Genomic DNA, 16,926 nt, shown 5'->3' with positions numbered 1-16,926 from the left:
TATCTTTCTCTAAAAAAATGGAGAATCACGTTGGGGAGCCCTTTGGTATTTTATCCATGACTACAATGCACAGCAAAGCAAAGGATTAAGCCGCCATCACTACTACCGAATCACCACCAGTCAAATCTGCTTCTCTACCAGTAGTTTTTTCAAACAGTCAAACTCACGGGGAGTCACCGATGCCCCAAAACTGTTAGTCTAATCAGATATTATTAGATACCAACAGGTTTTTAGTAGGTGTCATCAAAAATATCTAACTGCTGCAGAGATGGGGGATTATCCGACTTAACTGGTTTAATTTTCTTAATTCCTTGACGCAAACCGATCGCAATTTTACTATGTTTTTCGATTTGACCCATCACCTGCATGGCACGATCGATCACAGAAGCTGGTAAACCGGCTAATCTTCCCGCTTCGATACCGTAGGATTTATCCGCGCCTCCCGGTCGTACTTGGTGCAAAAATACTATCTCATGGGGTAGTTCTTTGACTGTTACCTGATAATTGGCCACATTCTCTAAAATTGAGGCTAATTCGTTTAGTTCGTGGTAGTGAGTGGCGAAAATCGTCCGCGATTGCAGTACCGTGGCTAAATACTCCGCTACAGACCAAGCTATGGATAAACCGTCAAAAGTGGCTGTACCCCGGCCAATTTCGTCTAATAATACTAATGATCTGTCTGTGGCGTGATTGAGAATATTGGCAGTTTCGTTCATTTCCACCATAAAGGTGGATTGGCCCGTAGCGAGGTCATCCACAGCCCCCACCCGGGTGAAAATGCGATCGCAGATGGAGATTTTGGCCGACTTTGCCGGGACAAAACTGCCGGTTTGGGCCAACAATTGAATTAATCCCACCTGTCGCAGATAACAACTTTTGCCACTAGCATTGGGACCGGTGAGAATAATCAAGTCGGGGTATTCCAAACCTTCCTGATTGCCCAAATTAATCGAATTCGGCACAAAAAAGCCGGCCCCAAGGGATTGTTCCACCACGGGATGACGACCATCTTTAATATCGATAAGACGACCATCGGCGATTTCCGGGCGACAATATCCCTGATAAACGGCGATTTCTGCCAATGCTGCCAACACATCCAAAGCGGCGACTTTTGTGGCCACTTCCCGGATTTCTGGGGAAAATTCGGCCACTTGACGGCGTAAATCGCTAAAAATCTCGTATTCTAACTTATTTAATTCATCTACTGCCGTCAGAATTATATTTTCTTTCTCCTTTAACTCGGTGGTGATATAACGTTCCTCATTGACTAAAGTTTGCTTACGCACATAATCTTTTGGGGCGAAATCAGCTTTACTGCGGGGTAAACTGATATAATAACCGAAAGTTTTGTTATAATTAACCTTAAGATTACTAATGCCCGTTCTTTCTTTTTCTGTCGTCTCCAGATTCTTAAACCAATCGATTACTTCCTGATAGTCGCGCCGCAGGGCATCCAATTGGGCATCAATTCCCTCACGAATCACCCCCCCTTCCTTCAGATGCAGCGGAGGAGATTCCACCAGATGCGCTATCACCTGCTGGCCTAATTTTTCTAAATCGGCGGGAATTTGCTGTAAAGCTTTCAAATAGGGGGAATTTCCTAAGGCGACCAAAGCCGCTAAATCGGCTAATTTGACTAAAGATGCCGCTAGGGAAAGTAAATCGCGGGCGTTAGCCGTTCCTGCGCCAACACGACCGCTTAAACGTTCTATATCGTAGATTTCCCTTAATTTTTGCCGAATATCTTGGCGCAGGGCGGGATTATCCTTTAACTCTTGGATAGTATCTTGACGGGCGCGAATACCGCGAGAATCTAAGAGGGGTTGCAGTAACCAACGACGTAAGGCGCGACTACCCATGGCCGTACAAGTACGATCAATCGCCCATAATAGAGAACCATAGAAGCTACCATCGCGCACCGTTTGGGTAATTTCAAGGTTGCGACGGGTTTGCCCATCTAAAATCAAAAATTCGGAGATAGAGTAGGTTTTTAAAGGTTGTAGGGGGACTTGATTGGCTTTTTGGGTATCTTCAATGTATTCTAAGAGGCCTCCGGCGGCGCGAATAGCAAGGGGTAAATGTTCGCAGCCCATCCCCTCTAGGGAACGCATTTTATAGGTGATTAGGAGACGATTTTTCGCTTCTGTGAGAGTAAAGATAGTTTGGGGACGGAGAGAATAACAAAAACTATCGGGTAAACAGGGGGGGAGATGGTCAGATTTTTCCCCGGGGCGCAAAATACGGTTTAAATCGGGGGCATTGATGGGAAAAAGGATTTCCGAGGGCTGTAAACGGCTTAATTCTAGGCTTAAAGCCGTTAAATCGCTGGCTTGGGTGGTGTAGAATTCTCCGGTGGAGATATCTGAATATGCTAATCCCCAATTTTCTCCGGTTATCACCACAGCGGCCAGAAAATTATTCTTTTTTGCGTTTAACATTCCCTCATCGGTGAGGGTTCCGGGGGTGAGCAGCTTGGTGATAGCGCGTTCTACGAGTCGTTTTTCGGCGGCTGCTTCCGTTGAATCCTCTACTTGGTCACAAATCGCCACTGCATAGCCTTTTTCCACCAATAAACGACTATAGCGCTCTAGGGCGTGGTGGGGAACCCCGGTCATGGCGACTCTCCCAATCCCTTTACCCCCTTCCTTGCTGGTGAGAACTAATTCTAATTCTCTGGAGATAATCACCGCATCCTGAAAGAAACACTCGAAAAAATCGCCCACACGATAGAGTAAAAGAGCATTGGGATAGGTTTCTTTTACCTCCACATAATGCTGATACATGGGGGTGAGTTTATCGCGATCGAGTCCGCGATAATCACGATGGGGATCTTTATTGGTAGCCGGTGGTTCTAGGGGAAAATCCGAGGGGAGAGTCATGGGTCAAAGAAAGCTGGACAATGTTTTAATCAACTGTTCCCCTTGCTGCACCTTCCCCACTCCCCTAGGCTGAGAGTGGGTACTGATGCGGGTTAGTTCCATCAAAAATTGAACGGACAAAACCGATAAGCGATAACTGACAACTGAATTTAGATAGACACTTCGCTTAATTCGCGAGTGAGATGATCAAAGGGTTCAGCGATCAAAGAGGTGTCGGCAATACCCGCCTCAGTAGCCATGGTTTGAATCATTTCGCTCATGATTTGGATACCGCGCACCGTCGGACCGATGGGAACCCCGAGGGAATTATAGGTTTCCCGCAGTCCTTGCAGTACCCGTTCATCTAGAACATTAGTATCGGCAGCCACCAGCGCATAACTGGCATAGCGGAGATAGTAATCCATATCCCGCAGACAGGCAGAATAACGACGGGTGGTGTAGGCATTACCCCCGGCGCGGATCAATTCGGGAACTTCTTCAAATAGACGAATCGCCGCCCCACGCACGAGCGCCGCCGAATTAGCGTTAATGAGGGCGGCGGCAGCTAGACGGGCAGTTCCCGAGGCAAAATATTGTTTAAGATTATCGATCGCATCTCGATCGAGATAACGTCCGGTGACATCGTATTTTCTAATCAGGCTAGTTACCGCGTCTCGCATTATTAAGTTTCTCCCAACAGCAATAAAGACATTTTTGAGTTTCGCTTTATTTATAATCTCACAGGGTTGAACTTCGGGGGACATCCCCAGTCTAACTCTCTTGCTTGTCTAACAATTTGTTGTTTTTTTGAGACATTTCTTTACATTTAAGGCATTGGCTGGACCGCCTCTGGGTGGCGGAATTATCCCTTATTAGTCGAGGTGGTGGACGAGGCACTCAAAATGACGAGATTATCCCGATGAATGATGGTTTCTGCGGCCATATAACCTAATAAACTGGCAATACGCTCGGAATGTTGACCTTTCACTCGATCGATCTCCTCACTACTATAATTAACAATTCCCCTGGCCAATTCCCGGCCTTCTTGATCGCACAATTGCACCGATTCCGAGGCGCTAAATTCCCCCTCCACTTTGGTGATTCCGGCCGCAAGGAGAGATTTTCCCCCCTGACAAATGGCTTGAATCGCTCCAGCATCGAGATAGATTTGACCCATGGGCAGTAGTCCGTAGGCGATCCAGCGTTTGCGGGCGTTATCACTGCGTTTTTGGGCCTCAAAACGGGTTCCGATCGCCTCTCCTGCCATAATTTTTAAGATATTACCGGGCTGCCGTCCCCTAGTAATCGCCATTTCTACCCCGGCGCTGGTGGCAATCCGGGCCGCGGCCAATTTAGTCGCCATACCCCCGGTCCCCCACTGACTGCCACTACTACCGGCATCGATCGATAGTTGCGCTAATTGCGCGGGAGTAACTCGGGCAATAGCCGCCGCTTCGGGAAATAGCCGCGGATCGGCACTGTAGAGGCGATCCACATCGGTGAGGATAAATAACCAGTCAGCCTCGATTAAACTGGCTACAAGGGCTGATAAAGTGTCATTATCGCCGAATTTTAACTCATCGATCGCCACCGTATCATTTTCGTTGACAATGGCAATCACCCCTAATTCAAACAAAGCCTGAAAGGTATTATAGGCGTTGACATAACAGGTGCGTTCCATCAATTCGGGACGGGTCAGCAAAATTTGGGCGATCGGTTGACCAAGACTGGTAAAGAGGTCATCATAGATCCGCATCAGACGACCTTGACCGACGGCGGCGATCGCTTGTTTGAGGGCGATTTTTTTCGGTCTTTCCTGTATTCCCAGACGACGGCAGCCCACCCCCACGGCCCCGGAAGATACTAATACCACCCGATGACCGGCAGCGCGCAACCGGGTGAGGACTTCCACTAAAGCGGCGATCGTGGAGAGGGATAATTGGCCGGTTTCATTATCGGTCAAACTGGAAGTACCGATTTTGATCACTATGGTTTGGTTCATCGTCAAGGTGCTTTTGGGGAGGTGTTGCTAGATAGCCAAAGCTTTGATGGCAACTTTAATTAAAGTATAAAAACGGGGTTCAGTCACGTTGACTTCTCTAGCTTGTTGCCGATTTTTGCCTAATAAACCAATGCGCTGGCCTTTCTGCACGACTAAAATATCGCCCTGTTCATTTTTGATACGAATCTCGTTTACATCACCCCAAAAACTACATTGATACATTTTATCGGCGTGCATAAAAATTGCTTTTTTAATATTATTATTTTCTTGGGGTAATCGCACTCCCACTAATTCAATTTCTATGGTTGTATTACCATTCCAAGTATTTTCTTTGAGTTTATAGGCAATATCTAAACGAGTTGGTAAAGGACAATATTCGCCCCAACGCCAAGCTAGGGCTTTAATTCTGGTATTATCGCTTTGAGCCAGCAATAATTTTAAATGATTTTTTCCGATAGTTTTCTGTTCCACTACTCGCACGTTAGGAGTCCAAAAAACGGGTAATTCATTGCCAATTCCCCAGGGTTGCAAACTATCAATTTGTTGAAAAAGTTGCAGGTTTATTTGTTTAAAGTCGAGGATAGTATCAATTTTAATTAAAGGTTTTAATTGTTCTATTTGTAAAATTTTGTGAGAAAATTGACTTAATCTTTGTTTAAATGCTAGTAAATTAGCTGTGGGTAAACTAAACCCCCCCGCCATTTTATGACCGCCAAATTTTCCTAGTAAATCTTGGCAAAATTGCAGGGCTTCAAAAACGTGAAATTCTTCAATTCCTCTGGCAGATCCGCGAATTTTACCCGTATCTTCTTCCTCGTAAGTACCAATAAAAACTGGCACTCCGTACCGTTCCACCAAACGGGAGGCCACAATACCAATCACCCCATGATGCCAATCTTTTTCGACTAATACTAAAACTCGATCTTGTTGCCAAAGAATCGGCGTTTCTTCCACTAATTTAATCGCTTCTTCTTCAATTTTTTCGCACAATTCTTGACGGGTACGATTAATTTGTTCGCACTGCATCGCTCTTTCTAAGGCAATTCCCGCCTCATCGGTGGTTAATAATTCAATAACTATCTGGGGATCACCAATTCTGCCAATTGCATTAATTCTCGGCCCCAATTTAAAGCCAATATCATCCGGTTGTAATTGCTTTTGTTCCTCGCTAATTCCCGCTATTTGCATCAGGGATTGAATCCCGACTAATTGGGATTTGGGCAATTTTCTTAACCCCCGTTTTAACCAGCGACGATTTACCCCGATTAATGGGGCTAAATCTGCTATAGTGCCTAGGGTAAATAATGATAATAATGACTCGGTTAATCCCTGTAATTTACCCATTTTTTGGGCAGTTGTCACCGCTAAAATATAGGCGACTCCCACCCCCGCTAATCCCTGATAGGGAGAGTTAGGGGTTAATAATTTCGGGTTGAGAATAGCGGAGGCATTTGGTAAAATTGGCGGCAGATCGTGATGATCGGTGATAATAACTTTTAATCCTAATTCTATCGCTAGGGCGATCGGTTCGTGAGCGGAAATACCGTTATCAACGGTGAGAATCAATCCGACTCCCGATTCGGCAAATTCTTCGACAATGCGCTGATTAATTCCGTATCCCTCTTTCATGCGACTGGGTATGGCATGATTTACCCTAGCACCGAGATGTCTCAAGGCTCTTAACAGTAAAGATGTACTGGTCATGCCGTCAGCATCGTAGTCTCCACAGATAGCAATTTTATCGCCCCTAGCGATCGCTTTTACTAATAAATTGACACTTTTTTCTAAGTCGGGAAATTCTCCCAGGGGAGAGGGTAAGGTATCCGCTTCAGGATCTATATAAGTTTTAGCTAATTCGGGGGTATCAATACCGCGATTAATTAAGATAGTTGCTAATAAGGATGATAGTCCCATTTCTCGCGCTAACCCCGCGATTTTTTCGGGATTAGCCGCGGCAATATACCAGCGTTGGATGGGATATTTGTAGGTCATTTTTTCTCAAACAATCCAGTAGGGTGCGTTAGCATAGCGTAACGCACCAAAAATAAGGTTAAAAGCGGATTTGGATGGCCCCAGCAGGAGGTTGAAAGGGGAGATTATTATTATTAATTCTCAGGGGAGAACTGGGTACTACCTGCACATTTGGTGTGGTGGGTTGACTTTCGTTGGTACTTAGTAAAGTCAATTGATTAATACTAGGATTAATCGCAAATTGTTGGGTGATAACTCCCGACGGACAACAGGAAGGATCCCGGGGGAGAAATCTTCTCATATTGACGGTGATCATACCATCTTTGGCACTCAGATTATCGACAATTACTCGATCGGCTAACAGGACAGTATCGGTGTTAGTGGCAGTACCGTTATTATCAATCACTAGGGCTAAATAATGTAATTGCTGTTGATCTCTGGTAATCACTCTTAACACGACAATACCATCATTCCTTTGATCATTATTATAGTCCCCCATCAAAGCTTCTCGACTGACTTGCACTCCTAAAATCTGTCCCTCATTGGATTGAAAAATACCATCGCTGACAATTACGGAACCCCGATTGGGAATGTTATAGACGGTATTCCTTAAATTATCCACGCTCAGGGGTGTAGATTGGGCAAGTAAGGGCAGAGAATTGTTTAATAGTAAACTGATACCTAGGAGGATAGATTGAGGCAAAATTGCTAATTTAATCATGGTTGTAATGGGTTGGGTATATTTTCTTGAGTATCGAATAACTGCACGTTATTGATGGTACAAACCATCCCCTGTTGTGCTGCTAATTTATCTCGCCATTGGCTTAATTGTTGTTGACCATTACTACCATTTAACCAGTAAACTGTCAAGAGGCCGAGGGTTTGTTCTGGTTCACAGGAAAAGCCGAGAGTTTTATCGGGTATGTCGGTATTTTCCTCACGACATTGCCAACCTTGTTTTTCAATTAATTCTTTCCAACCTTTCTCTTCTTTAGCAGCCACGGCAATGCGTTGATCTCCTTGGGTACAAAGCCAATTTTTCTGCTGGGTGGGATCATTGGGTAGATCACCAAGATTGGGGGAATTTTGCTTAATTGGGGGCAGCGAGGGGACTTGAGCTTGAACAGAAAAAATCGGTAGTATTAACCAAGTACCGATGAGCATTTTTAACAGTTTCATCCTTTAAAATTGTCATATTTAGGGATTTATGCCTTTAGAATATCACGTTTTTGAGATCTAGATAAAATACTCTCTTAAGATATGTTTAAATCTCTAATGATGGTTTCGATCGCATCAAAGGAAAATTCTCTGGCTAACTGTTGTAAACCTTGGGCAAGGGTAGCATAATCGGGGGGAATTTCTGCGGTTAGGGCGATAATTTTTTCATCATCACATTCTCGCGCCGCTTGTTGCAATTGTCTAATCCAGACGGGACTGATTAATTTTAATAGGGATTGCAGGGAATCGAGGAAAACTGGCGAATAATTGGGCTGATTTGGCTCATTATCGGCATAAATATATTTTAATCCTAAATATTCGCTCATTTTTTGCCAGATAACTTCCTCTCGGAAAGGTTTACGCACGAAATCATCACAACCGGCGGCAATAACCAAGGCGCGATCCTCTTCAAAAGCACTGGCAGTTAGGGCAATTATCACCGTTTTTCCGCGATTATCAGCCTCTAACTGCCGAATTTCCCTAGTTGCTTCGTAACCGTCCTTCACCGGCATTCTCATATCCATCCAGATAAGATGAGGTTGCCATGCTTGCCAAATTGCGATCGCTTCTTGACCATTAGCGGCCTCTTGCACGGATAATCCTAGGGTAGCCAGGAGTTTCAGCAACAGTAAACGGCTTTCCGGTCGATCATCGACGACTAATATCCGATATTTAGGCTTATTTTCGGCTAAAGCGATTACTTTTGCCCTATTGGTTTCGGTTTTAATCTCATTTTCCCCCACCAAACCCACCTGAATATCAAAACTAAAAATACTTCCTTGACCCAGAATACTACTAACTCCGATCGCACCTCCCATCAACTCAACAAATTTTTTACTGATAGGTAAACCCAATCCTGTCCCCTGTTGGGATTTTCGTCCCGTTTCCGTTTGGTTAAAGGGTTGAAATAGCTTATAAATCTCCTCTGGAGCGATTCCTAGTCCTGTATCTTCAATTTCCCAGAGCAATCGCTGATAATCTTCTCTTTTCTCCCCTAATTTTACCCGGAGAGTCACCCCTCCCGACTCAGTAAACTTCAATCCGTTACCCAAGAGATTGATTAACACCTGTCGCAATTTACTTTCATCAGTACATATATATTGAGGCAGATCGGAGCTGCGATCAAAAATTAAGCTTAAAGCTTTTGCCTGCGCTTGTGAGCGTAGCATTTCGGCAATATTATCTAAAAGAGCGTATAAATCGAAATTACTGGGATTAAAAACCGTTCTTCCCGCTTCTATCTTCGACATTTCTAGAATATCGTTGATTAACTCTAATAAATGTTCTCCGCTACGATTGACAATTTCCAAATATTGCCGATATTCACTGCTGATGCTGCTATCCCGGGATATTAAGCGAGTAAAACCCAAGATAGCATTAAGAGGAGTGCGTAATTCGTGGCTCATGTTAGCTAGAAACTCACTTTTAGCTTTATTTGCCTTAACTGCCGCTTCTTTAGCCTCTTTTAATTCTTTTTCCGCTTCATATCTACTTTCTGCGATCGCAATTAATTCTCCCACCAACCGCACAAAGGTGACATCTTCCTTTGTCCATTGCTTTTCTGCACTTGCATCCAATCCCAGATAACCCACCGTTACCCCACAACTATCCCACATGGGAACGATTAAGAGACAGGGAGTAGAACTATGAGCGAGAATAGCTCTTTCAGGGATAGCAGTAGCAGGTAAATCGTCTAAAGAGTTCAGTTTAACTGGAATACCGTTTAATAATTGTTCAGAAAACCAGGGAAAGGTTTCCGTTGAGAGATTTTGTGATTCTTCCCGAATCGGGATAACCTGCGGATAGTCGGGGTGACAGTATTCATAAACCATACTCCACTGCTGACGACAGGTGGAATATTGAATAATGTAACAGTGAGCGCTCTGGGTAAATTGACAGAGCAGTTCTAGGGTATGATCGATCGCCAAGTGGATATCTTGAGAAATTAGTAATCTTGTCACCCGTGAGAGCAAATTATCGCGATAGGCCTGCATTTCTAGGGCTTTTTCCCGTTTTTTAGACTCTAGTTCCTCAAAATCACTCATAATCAGTTATCAGTTATCAGTTATCAGTTAAAAGGGTTTGGGTGTTGGGGTTTTAGGGTTTGAGGGTATTAGTTGAATTTCCCCATCACCCCACTTCCCCACTTCCCCATCACCCCGTCTCCCGTCTCCCTAATCAAAAAACAGTAAACTTTTCCCCTATTATGTTCTATAGGAATTTTACCGAATCAATATGCTCAAATTATTAGCTTCTCTCCTTCTCTCCTGCTGTGTAGCCTTGGGTGTTTCCCTGTCACCGGCTGCTGCCATGGGAGTCTATGACCTCCCTATTTTAAGCCCCGGAGCGCCCACTTATGTAGTCGATCCCGTTTCGGCCATTAGTGCCGCTAACGAAGGAAAATTAAATAAAGATCTGAAAAACCTCGCCGAAAAAACCGGCCAGGAAGTGAGAATGGTGGTAGTCCGGCGCTTGGATTACGGTCAAAAAATTGACAATTTAGCCGATGATATCCTGAGAGAATGGTATCCTAACTCCGAAGATCGTGCCAATCAAACTATCATCGTCCTTGATACTTTAACCAATAAAACTGCTATTCGGGTTGGGGAGGAAGCAAAACCCCTATTAACCGATGCTATTGCTGATAGTATCCTCTCGGAAACTATGGCAGTTCCCCTCAAAGATGGGGGAAAATATAATCAAGCTTTACTCGATGCTAGTCGTCGTCTAACGGCGGTACTTTCTGGAGAAGCGGATCCCGGACCGCCGGAAGTAGCGACAATTAATATCGAAAGTACCTTTACTACCGCAGAAGAAACTGACGATAAAAGCGCCACGATTTGGGTGATAGTTTTACTGGTTTTAGCCACAGTAATCCCCATGGTTACCTATTTTTGGTACGCTGGTTTTGGTCGCTAAATTAAATTAATGATCTGGGACTGATACAGCTAAAATATTCCCACAGATAGCTCAATTCTCAGCCTGTATGAGCAAGATGAAGTAACTTCTAAGTGGGTGGGTGGAATTAAATATAAGATGAACGTAGGTTGGGTTGAAGCATGAAACCCAACGCCCTACAAATAATTGTGCCTACCTACTTAGTAGATTTTAGTTGTGTCAGTTCACCCCATTTGCTTAACCTTAATAACTAATGTCTAGACTGGTAAATAAATTACAATCCTATTATCGAGAGGAGGAAGGAACTTACTTAATTGAAATTAAACTTAATCAGTTACAGCAAGTCTTTAATTCTCTCGATCCTGCGCCATTTTTAGATAGAGATTTAGACGATAACGCCGAAAACTATATTATTAACTCTGTGGATGAATTCCCCCTAAATACCCCCCTTAAATTAGTCTTTTATCTTCCCAGTAACGAACAGAATACCGCCCGACATCTGTTACCCTCAGCTTTACATAATTATTTTGACTATCGCCAACAGGGAGAACAAAGAAAATTACGCACAATTTGGCGACAGGGACGCATATCTTTGCTAATTGGTCTCTCCTTTCTTTTTGTTTGTTTGAGTCTCAGCGAATTAATTAGTCGTTTTGGCACCGATACATTTATTCACTTCTTAGAAGAAGGATTATTAATTAGTGGTTGGGTGGCCCTCTGGCGACCTTTAGAAATTTTTCTTTACGAATGGTGGCCCGTCAGTTATCAACAAAAGATTTTTGCTAAACTGGCCTACATCCCCATTGAAATCCGTCTATTAGAGGAACCATCCACCCCAGACTCTTTTCGATAGAGCTAATCCTGCCGATGGCTTGTCTTCAAAGTTACAAAGCTTTTAGTTGAAGCAGTTTATAATAAAAGTAACTCTGTACAAAGCTTATCGGGTTTCAGCTTGGCTATTACGGCTGCATCCCACATTTGCAGAAATACCGACAATCAGCAATTATCAGTGACTCTGAAATTGGTACAAAAATATGAACAATCGCGTGTAAGCATCCCACCGAAAAGCTAATGCGCTCCGGGGTTTGGGGGGTAGAACCCCCCAAAAGCTGGGATTGAGTGATAAAACTGAAAGTAACACACCCAATTTTAGGAGAAAGTTTCCCCTGAAAAATCCCAAATCAGTAGATTTACAAAAATGAGATGCACCAGGCCATTACTTTCTCCTCAAACTTTTAACTAAGTAGTCGGGCCTAACTTTTTTCAGTCTGGCGATTATTGGCGTTTCATCTCTACCAATCCTGACAAAATTTCATTTAGATAGGAGTCCTAATGTTAATCCATGTTGGTTATGAATTTGGCTTTGATGCCCCCTTACCCGTGGTCATGTTGTTAAAACTTTATCTACACCCCTCAATTTTAAATCAAGTTAGACAATCGGAAAATTTGCAGGTGGAACCGGCAACAAAAATAGAAGAATTTTTAGATAGCTTCGGTAATCGAACCAGTCGTCTAATTTTACCCGACGGACAGATCCGCATTCACAATGAAGCAGTTATCGAGAATGAATGGAAACCCGATATCGTTAATTGGAATGCCCAAGAAATTCCTTTAGCAGAGTTACCAACCCAAGTTTTTCCCTACCTAATGAGTAGCCGTTATTGCGAAGTAGATTTGCTTGCGGAAATTGCCTGGGAACTTTTCGGACAAACTCCCCCCGGTTGGGCAAGGGTACAAGCGGTTTGTGATTGGGTTCATAGTCACATTCGTTTTGGTTACGAATACGCGCGGGTGACGAAAACCGCCTATGATGTCTATCGGGAAAGAACGGGGGTTTGTCGCGATTTTAACCATCTAGCTTTGACTTTTTGCCGTTGCCTAAATATTCCTGCCCGTTATGCCTCCGGCTATCTCGGAGATATCGGTATTTCTTCCCAACCCCTACCGATGGATTTTAGTGCTTGGTTTGAAGTCTATTTAGACCATCAATGGTACACTTTTGATGCTCGTCATAACACCCCCAGAATCGGGCGGATTTTAATGACTCGCGGCTTAGATGCCGTCGATGCTGCCCTAACAACTTCTTTTGGTCAAGTAAATTTAACAAAATTTAAAGTATGGACGAGCGATGTTTCCCACCTCTATGCTTAATCAGAGTATTTATTAAACCTCTTGCATAATTAATTTTTGAGGGTTCAAAAACGGCAAAAATAAGGATTAAATTGCCTGAAAGTGCCAGCCATTGGAGTGAACGGGGGGAATAAAACCCTACACCCCACACCCCACCAACAAGATTTTTCAGCAAACCCTACTTAGATAAAAATTACTTTTCTACCTTAACCCGTTGAGTAACGACAACAATCCCATCTCCTTGGATTAAAATCGCCGATAACCAACGATTTTCCGGTGTTGCCGGCGCTTTTACCCGCTTAAATAAACCGCCGGACTGTAATAATTCCAATTCTAGAGGCTTTGTATTAATATAACGCTCAATATCTACTTTCTCATCGATCGCCGTTCCGGCCAATAAATCATCCCCTAAAGGTTCGCGGACAATCACATCAAAATCAAATTCTTGACCCACTTTCACCCTCTCGGGAATTCTCACCTGAACACTGGGAGGGTTTTTGCCGGTGCTTAACTCGACTCTCTCGCTTAAAATCTCCTGATAAACCAGTTTATTCCCTTGAAATTGTTGACGAGAACTAATCGTAGCATTCATTCCCACCACTCGTCCCTGCACCTTTCCCGTCCCGGTAATTTTAGTAATTGTATTGGCCGTTAACTTATCACCGGAACGACTCCAAGATTCGAGAGTCGTGGTGTATTGTAGATTGTTATAACGTTCCCAAAAATGAGTTAAAGCCTTTTTAGTTTTTTCGTAGGTCAAACCATCGGAATTAGTAAATTTCGGACTATAAAACTCCATTAATTGCTTGATATCTCGCTGATTAGCCGCCGTTTCGATTTTGGAGATAAGGGTTTTTAAATTAGCCGGAGCAGTTTCTGGCTTTTCGGCCCGCAAACCGGTAGCGAGGGTAAAAGTTAAACCCAAACCTAACAGCAACGATAGGGAAAAATTGAGGGATTGACGAAAAAATTTATCGGGGATTGTGTTCAAGTTACGCATTAGTGATAGTTTGTGTAAGGATCAATAACTATGGTAGATTATTTCATTCTAGGACTGAATTTACCCTCTCTCGAATTATGGCACGCACTCCAACCCGTCTCTTGATTGCCGCTAGTGGTACTGGTGGTCATTTATTTCCCGCTTTGGCCCTGGCCGAGCGCTTGCCGGATTACGAGATTGAATGGTTAGGAGTTCCAGACCGTCTGGAACAGTCCTTAGTTCCAAAAACCTATCCCCTGCACACTATTCCCATTGAGGGGTTTCAAACCCGTTTGGGGTTAAAAACTCTCAAGATTCTGCTGCGTCAACTGCGGGCCATTTGGCAAGTGCGTAGTTTAATCAAAAAACGTCAGATAGCGGCAGTTTTTACCACCGGGGGTTATATCGCAGGTCCGACGATTTTAGCGGCTCGTTTAGCCAATATTCCCGTCATCCTACACGAATCTAACTACATACCGGGCAAAGTCACGAAAGTTCTCGGTCGCTGGTGCGATACGGTTGCCCTCGGTTTTCAGGGAACCGCCAGCTATTTACCCGGCACTCGCACCACTTGGGCTAGTACGCCTGTACGAGAGCAGTTTCTCATTCCCCAGTCCCTGGATTTACCGATTCCAGAGACTGCTTTTTTAATTGTCGTTGCCGGTGGTTCTCAAGGGGCCGTGGCTCTTAATCAAATTGTCCGACAAAGCGCTCCCCAATGGTTAGAAAAAGGCATTTATATCGTGCATCTCACGGGAGAAAACGACCCCGAAGCGGATAGTTTGAGCCATTCTAACTATTTTTCCCGGCCTTTTTACGACAATATGGCGGGATTATGGCAAAGAGCTAATCTGGCTATCAGTCGCTCCGGTGCCAGCACTTTAACAGAATTAGCGATCACTTGTACGCCTTCAATTTTAATTCCCTATCCTTTTGCTGCCGAAGACCATCAGTTCTATAATGCCCAAGTTTTCGCTGAAGCTCAAGCCGCTTATCTTTACCGTCAAAATGAGTTAACTGCTCAGTTTTTAGGCGAATTAGTCCTCGATTTATGGTCTAATCCCGAAAAATTGGCCGCCATGGCCCAACAAGCTTCTCATCTAGCCATTAGTGACAGTGCCGATTTATTAGCCGATTTGTTGAGAAGAAAGAGTCACAAAGATAGTTTTTGAAACAAATCAGCCACCGGAAAAGTGAACCCCGGAACCACATCTTCCCCCTCCAGAAAATCTCCTGATGTTAATAATCCCTGCGGTTCGTACCCGCAACGATAAACTAAAACATAGTGTTGACGGGGACTGATAACCCAGAGCAAACGAGTCCCATTGGCAAAATATTCGGCAATTTTGTCCTCGATTTCTGCCACTGTATTCCCTGGAGAGAGAATTTCTACCACTAAATCGGGCCCACCTTCTAAAAAACCCGTCGGCAATTCTTCCAATCCTTGCAGACGTTCCTTGGCAAAAAAGGCTATATCAGGAGAACGTTTATTGCCATTTTTCATAGTAAAAGCAGTGCTGGAGTCCAATAATACCCCTAGTTTTCGAGATGTTACTAAAGCGAATAAAGCAGCACTTAAAATAATGGCAATATAACCGTGTAAAGCCCCAGAATTCCCCATATTAGTTAACTCTCCCTTGACTAATTCGTAACGATTACCATCGTCAGGTAACGCCATAAACTCTGCATCAGTCCATACTTTTGTCTCTGGAGTTTTCATCACAGTAGTTTCTCGAATAGACATAATTTATCCTCGGTAAATATTCACAAGTAAAACCCTTAAAGAATTTCCTGTAACATCCGATTGGCCTGGGAAGCGTAACCACCACCAAATAAATTAAAGTGATTGAGAATATGGTAGAGATTGTAAAGAGTTTTGCGCTGTTGATAACCGGCATCGAGGGGGAAAACATCGTTATAACCCCGATAAAAAGCCGCCGGAAAACCGCCAAAAAGTTCCGTCATGGCTAAATCTACCTCCCGGTCTCCCCAATAGGTGGCCGGGTCTAAAATTACTGGTTCCCCATCGACGGTAATGGCCGCGTTTCCCGACCATAAATCACCGTGGACAAGGGAGGGATGGGGTTGATGCTGACTCAAAATCTCGCTAATAGCGGGAATAACTTGATCCTCGTCGGGAAAATTGCCGCCGCGCTCCTTCGCAAGTCTTAATTGATAGCCAATACGCTGATGAGCGAAAAAATCCGCCCAATTGTTACTAATGGTATTAATCTGGGGAGTAGAACCAATGGTATTATTACAATGCCAACCAAAGCGATCGGATAGGGAAACTTGATGTAAACGAGCTAAATTTTGCCCCATTTTTTCCCAGCTTTGGCTATTGCCACCGCCGAATTCTAGCCACTCTAGCACTAAATAACTAGATTTCTCGGCAATTCCCCAACAAATTGGCTCCGGAACCCTGATAGTCTTGGTAGCGTGAATTTGCTTTAATCCTAAAGCTTCGGCGGCAAACATGGCCTCTTGGTTCGCTTGGTTAATCTTAACGAAATAAATTAAACCATTGCCAGTGACGGCATAACCCTGATTGATGCAGCCACCACTAACGGGACGACTTTTCTCAATTTCAAAGGGTTTTTCCGTGGTTTGGGCAATATGTCGGGCAATTTGAGTCCACATAGGTTATCAGTTATCAGTTATCAGTTATCAGTTATCAGATGTAAGTTTTAAGTTAATTAGTTATTTAGTTATCAGATGTAAGTTAATTAGGTTCTTCGGTTTTTGTTATGCAATGGACGGGGGTTATAAGGGATGGAACCCTTATATAGAAAGGCATTTGGCGATTTTTGTCAATTATTTTTTATCTAGAGCGAACTAATCAATTAAGTCTCTTGCCAGATAAGGATTTA

General features: G+C 43.7%; 14 protein-coding genes. 4 read left to right on the top strand and 10 right to left on the bottom strand.

Translation table 11 applies throughout. The annotated features are described in order from the left end of the window. Window positions 1-230: 230 nt before the first annotated feature. The 7 genes from mutS to IM500_RS04415 form a co-directional block, all read right to left on the bottom strand. Window positions 231-2,879 carry a DNA mismatch repair protein MutS gene (gene mutS, locus IM500_RS04445; protein WP_190721839.1) on the bottom strand — a complete coding sequence of 883 codons (2,649 nt, stop codon included), beginning with the start codon at window positions 2,877-2,879 and terminating at the stop codon, window positions 231-233. Window positions 2,880-3,028: 149 nt separating this feature from the next. Next, the gene (apcB, locus tag IM500_RS04440; RefSeq protein WP_002802766.1) at window positions 3,029-3,538 is read right to left on the bottom strand and encodes an allophycocyanin subunit beta; all 510 of its coding nucleotides are present in this window, start codon (window positions 3,536-3,538) and stop codon (window positions 3,029-3,031) included. A 182-nt stretch (window positions 3,539-3,720) separates the two neighbouring features. Next, window positions 3,721-4,860, bottom strand: a complete 1,140-nt coding sequence (proB, locus tag IM500_RS04435) for a glutamate 5-kinase (RefSeq protein ID WP_190721841.1) — start codon at window positions 4,858-4,860, stop codon at window positions 3,721-3,723. Between the two features lie 27 nt (window positions 4,861-4,887). After that, window positions 4,888-6,852 carry a single-stranded-DNA-specific exonuclease RecJ gene (recJ, locus tag IM500_RS04430; RefSeq protein WP_190721843.1) on the bottom strand — a complete coding sequence of 655 codons (1,965 nt, stop codon included), beginning with the start codon at window positions 6,850-6,852 and terminating at the stop codon, window positions 4,888-4,890. A gap of 58 nt (window positions 6,853-6,910) precedes the next feature. Then, on the bottom strand, window positions 6,911-7,552 hold the full coding sequence (locus IM500_RS04425; RefSeq protein WP_190721846.1) for an LppP/LprE family lipoprotein: 642 nt from the start codon (window positions 7,550-7,552) through the stop codon (window positions 6,911-6,913). Next, the gene (locus IM500_RS04420) at window positions 7,549-8,010 is read right to left on the bottom strand and encodes a hypothetical protein (protein ID WP_190721848.1); all 462 of its coding nucleotides are present in this window, start codon (window positions 8,008-8,010) and stop codon (window positions 7,549-7,551) included. Before IM500_RS04420 ends, IM500_RS04425 begins: the two co-directional genes overlap by 4 nt. 74 nt (window positions 8,011-8,084) lie before the next feature. After that, complete coding sequence (locus tag IM500_RS04415) at window positions 8,085-10,094, bottom strand: ATP-binding protein (protein ID WP_287737807.1); 2,010 nt, start codon at window positions 10,092-10,094, stop codon at window positions 8,085-8,087. A 190-nt stretch (window positions 10,095-10,284) separates the two neighbouring features. Here IM500_RS04415 and psb32 point away from each other — a divergent pair, with 190 nt between their 5' ends. From psb32 to IM500_RS04400, 3 genes are all read left to right on the top strand, one after another. Beyond that, a complete protein-coding gene (gene psb32, locus IM500_RS04410; RefSeq protein WP_190721852.1) occupies window positions 10,285-10,968 on the top strand; it encodes a photosystem II repair protein Psb32 in 684 nt (227 codons plus the stop codon). Window positions 10,969-11,200: 232 nt separating this feature from the next. Then, window positions 11,201-11,800, top strand: coding sequence for a hypothetical protein (locus tag IM500_RS04405; protein WP_190721854.1), 600 nt, complete (start codon window positions 11,201-11,203; stop codon window positions 11,798-11,800). 479 nt (window positions 11,801-12,279) lie between these two features. Further along, a complete protein-coding gene (locus IM500_RS04400; RefSeq protein WP_190721856.1) occupies window positions 12,280-13,098 on the top strand; it encodes a transglutaminase-like domain-containing protein in 819 nt (272 codons plus the stop codon). 172 nt (window positions 13,099-13,270) lie between these two features. On the opposite strand, the gene IM500_RS04395 is transcribed toward IM500_RS04400, so the two are convergent. Next, the gene (locus tag IM500_RS04395) at window positions 13,271-14,077 is read right to left on the bottom strand and encodes a DUF8623 domain-containing protein (RefSeq protein WP_287737806.1); all 807 of its coding nucleotides are present in this window, start codon (window positions 14,075-14,077) and stop codon (window positions 13,271-13,273) included. Between the two features lie 77 nt (window positions 14,078-14,154). Between IM500_RS04395 and murG the strand changes: the two genes are divergently transcribed. Then, entirely contained in the window at window positions 14,155-15,228 is a 1,074-nt protein-coding gene (murG, locus tag IM500_RS04390) for an undecaprenyldiphospho-muramoylpentapeptide beta-N-acetylglucosaminyltransferase (protein ID WP_287737805.1), read from the top strand. On the opposite strand, the gene IM500_RS04385 is transcribed toward murG, so the two are convergent. Both IM500_RS04385 and IM500_RS04380 read right to left on the bottom strand, forming a co-directional pair. Then, complete coding sequence (locus tag IM500_RS04385; protein WP_287737804.1) at window positions 15,210-15,800, bottom strand: Uma2 family endonuclease; 591 nt, start codon at window positions 15,798-15,800, stop codon at window positions 15,210-15,212. The two genes, murG and IM500_RS04385, sit on opposite strands and share 19 nt — an antisense overlap. A 35-nt stretch (window positions 15,801-15,835) precedes the next feature. After that, window positions 15,836-16,696, bottom strand: a complete 861-nt coding sequence (locus tag IM500_RS04380; RefSeq protein ID WP_287731618.1) for a fructosamine kinase family protein — start codon at window positions 16,694-16,696, stop codon at window positions 15,836-15,838. Window positions 16,697-16,926 lie beyond the last annotated feature (230 nt).

Origin of the sequence: Microcystis sp. M179S2 (genome assembly GCF_020245805.1) — a bacterium.
Taxonomy (GTDB): Bacteria; Cyanobacteriota; Cyanobacteriia; order Cyanobacteriales; family Microcystaceae; genus Microcystis; species Microcystis aeruginosa.
Note: the sequence above shows the minus strand (reverse complement) of the source record. Positions and strands in the feature narration are given on the sequence as shown.

Excerpts from the sequence above, each read along its gene's own strand:
- proB (WP_190721841.1), bottom strand. The coding sequence starts at position 4,860 with ATGAACCAAACCATAGTGATCAAAATCGGTACTTCCAGTTTGACCGAT.
- murG (WP_287737805.1), top strand. The coding sequence starts at position 14,155 with ATGGCACGCACTCCAACCCGTCTCTTGATTGCCGCTAGTGGTACTGGT.
- IM500_RS04385 (WP_287737804.1), bottom strand. The coding sequence starts at position 15,800 with ATGTCTATTCGAGAAACTACTGTGATGAAAACTCCAGAGACAAAAGTA.
- IM500_RS04405 (WP_190721854.1), top strand. The coding sequence starts at position 11,201 with ATGTCTAGACTGGTAAATAAATTACAATCCTATTATCGAGAGGAGGAA.
- mutS (WP_190721839.1), bottom strand. The coding sequence starts at position 2,879 with ATGACTCTCCCCTCGGATTTTCCCCTAGAACCACCGGCTACCAATAAA.
- IM500_RS04380 (WP_287731618.1), bottom strand. The coding sequence starts at position 16,696 with ATGTGGACTCAAATTGCCCGACATATTGCCCAAACCACGGAAAAACCC.
- IM500_RS04425 (WP_190721846.1), bottom strand. The coding sequence starts at position 7,552 with ATGATTAAATTAGCAATTTTGCCTCAATCTATCCTCCTAGGTATCAGT.
- recJ (WP_190721843.1), bottom strand. The coding sequence starts at position 6,852 with ATGACCTACAAATATCCCATCCAACGCTGGTATATTGCCGCGGCTAAT.
- IM500_RS04395 (WP_287737806.1), bottom strand. The coding sequence starts at position 14,077 with ATGCGTAACTTGAACACAATCCCCGATAAATTTTTTCGTCAATCCCTC.
- psb32 (WP_190721852.1), top strand. The coding sequence starts at position 10,285 with ATGCTCAAATTATTAGCTTCTCTCCTTCTCTCCTGCTGTGTAGCCTTG.
- IM500_RS04415 (WP_287737807.1), bottom strand. The coding sequence starts at position 10,094 with ATGAGTGATTTTGAGGAACTAGAGTCTAAAAAACGGGAAAAAGCCCTA.
- IM500_RS04400 (WP_190721856.1), top strand. The coding sequence starts at position 12,280 with ATGTTAATCCATGTTGGTTATGAATTTGGCTTTGATGCCCCCTTACCC.
- apcB (WP_002802766.1), bottom strand. The coding sequence starts at position 3,538 with ATGCGAGACGCGGTAACTAGCCTGATTAGAAAATACGATGTCACCGGA.
- IM500_RS04420 (WP_190721848.1), bottom strand. The coding sequence starts at position 8,010 with ATGAAACTGTTAAAAATGCTCATCGGTACTTGGTTAATACTACCGATT.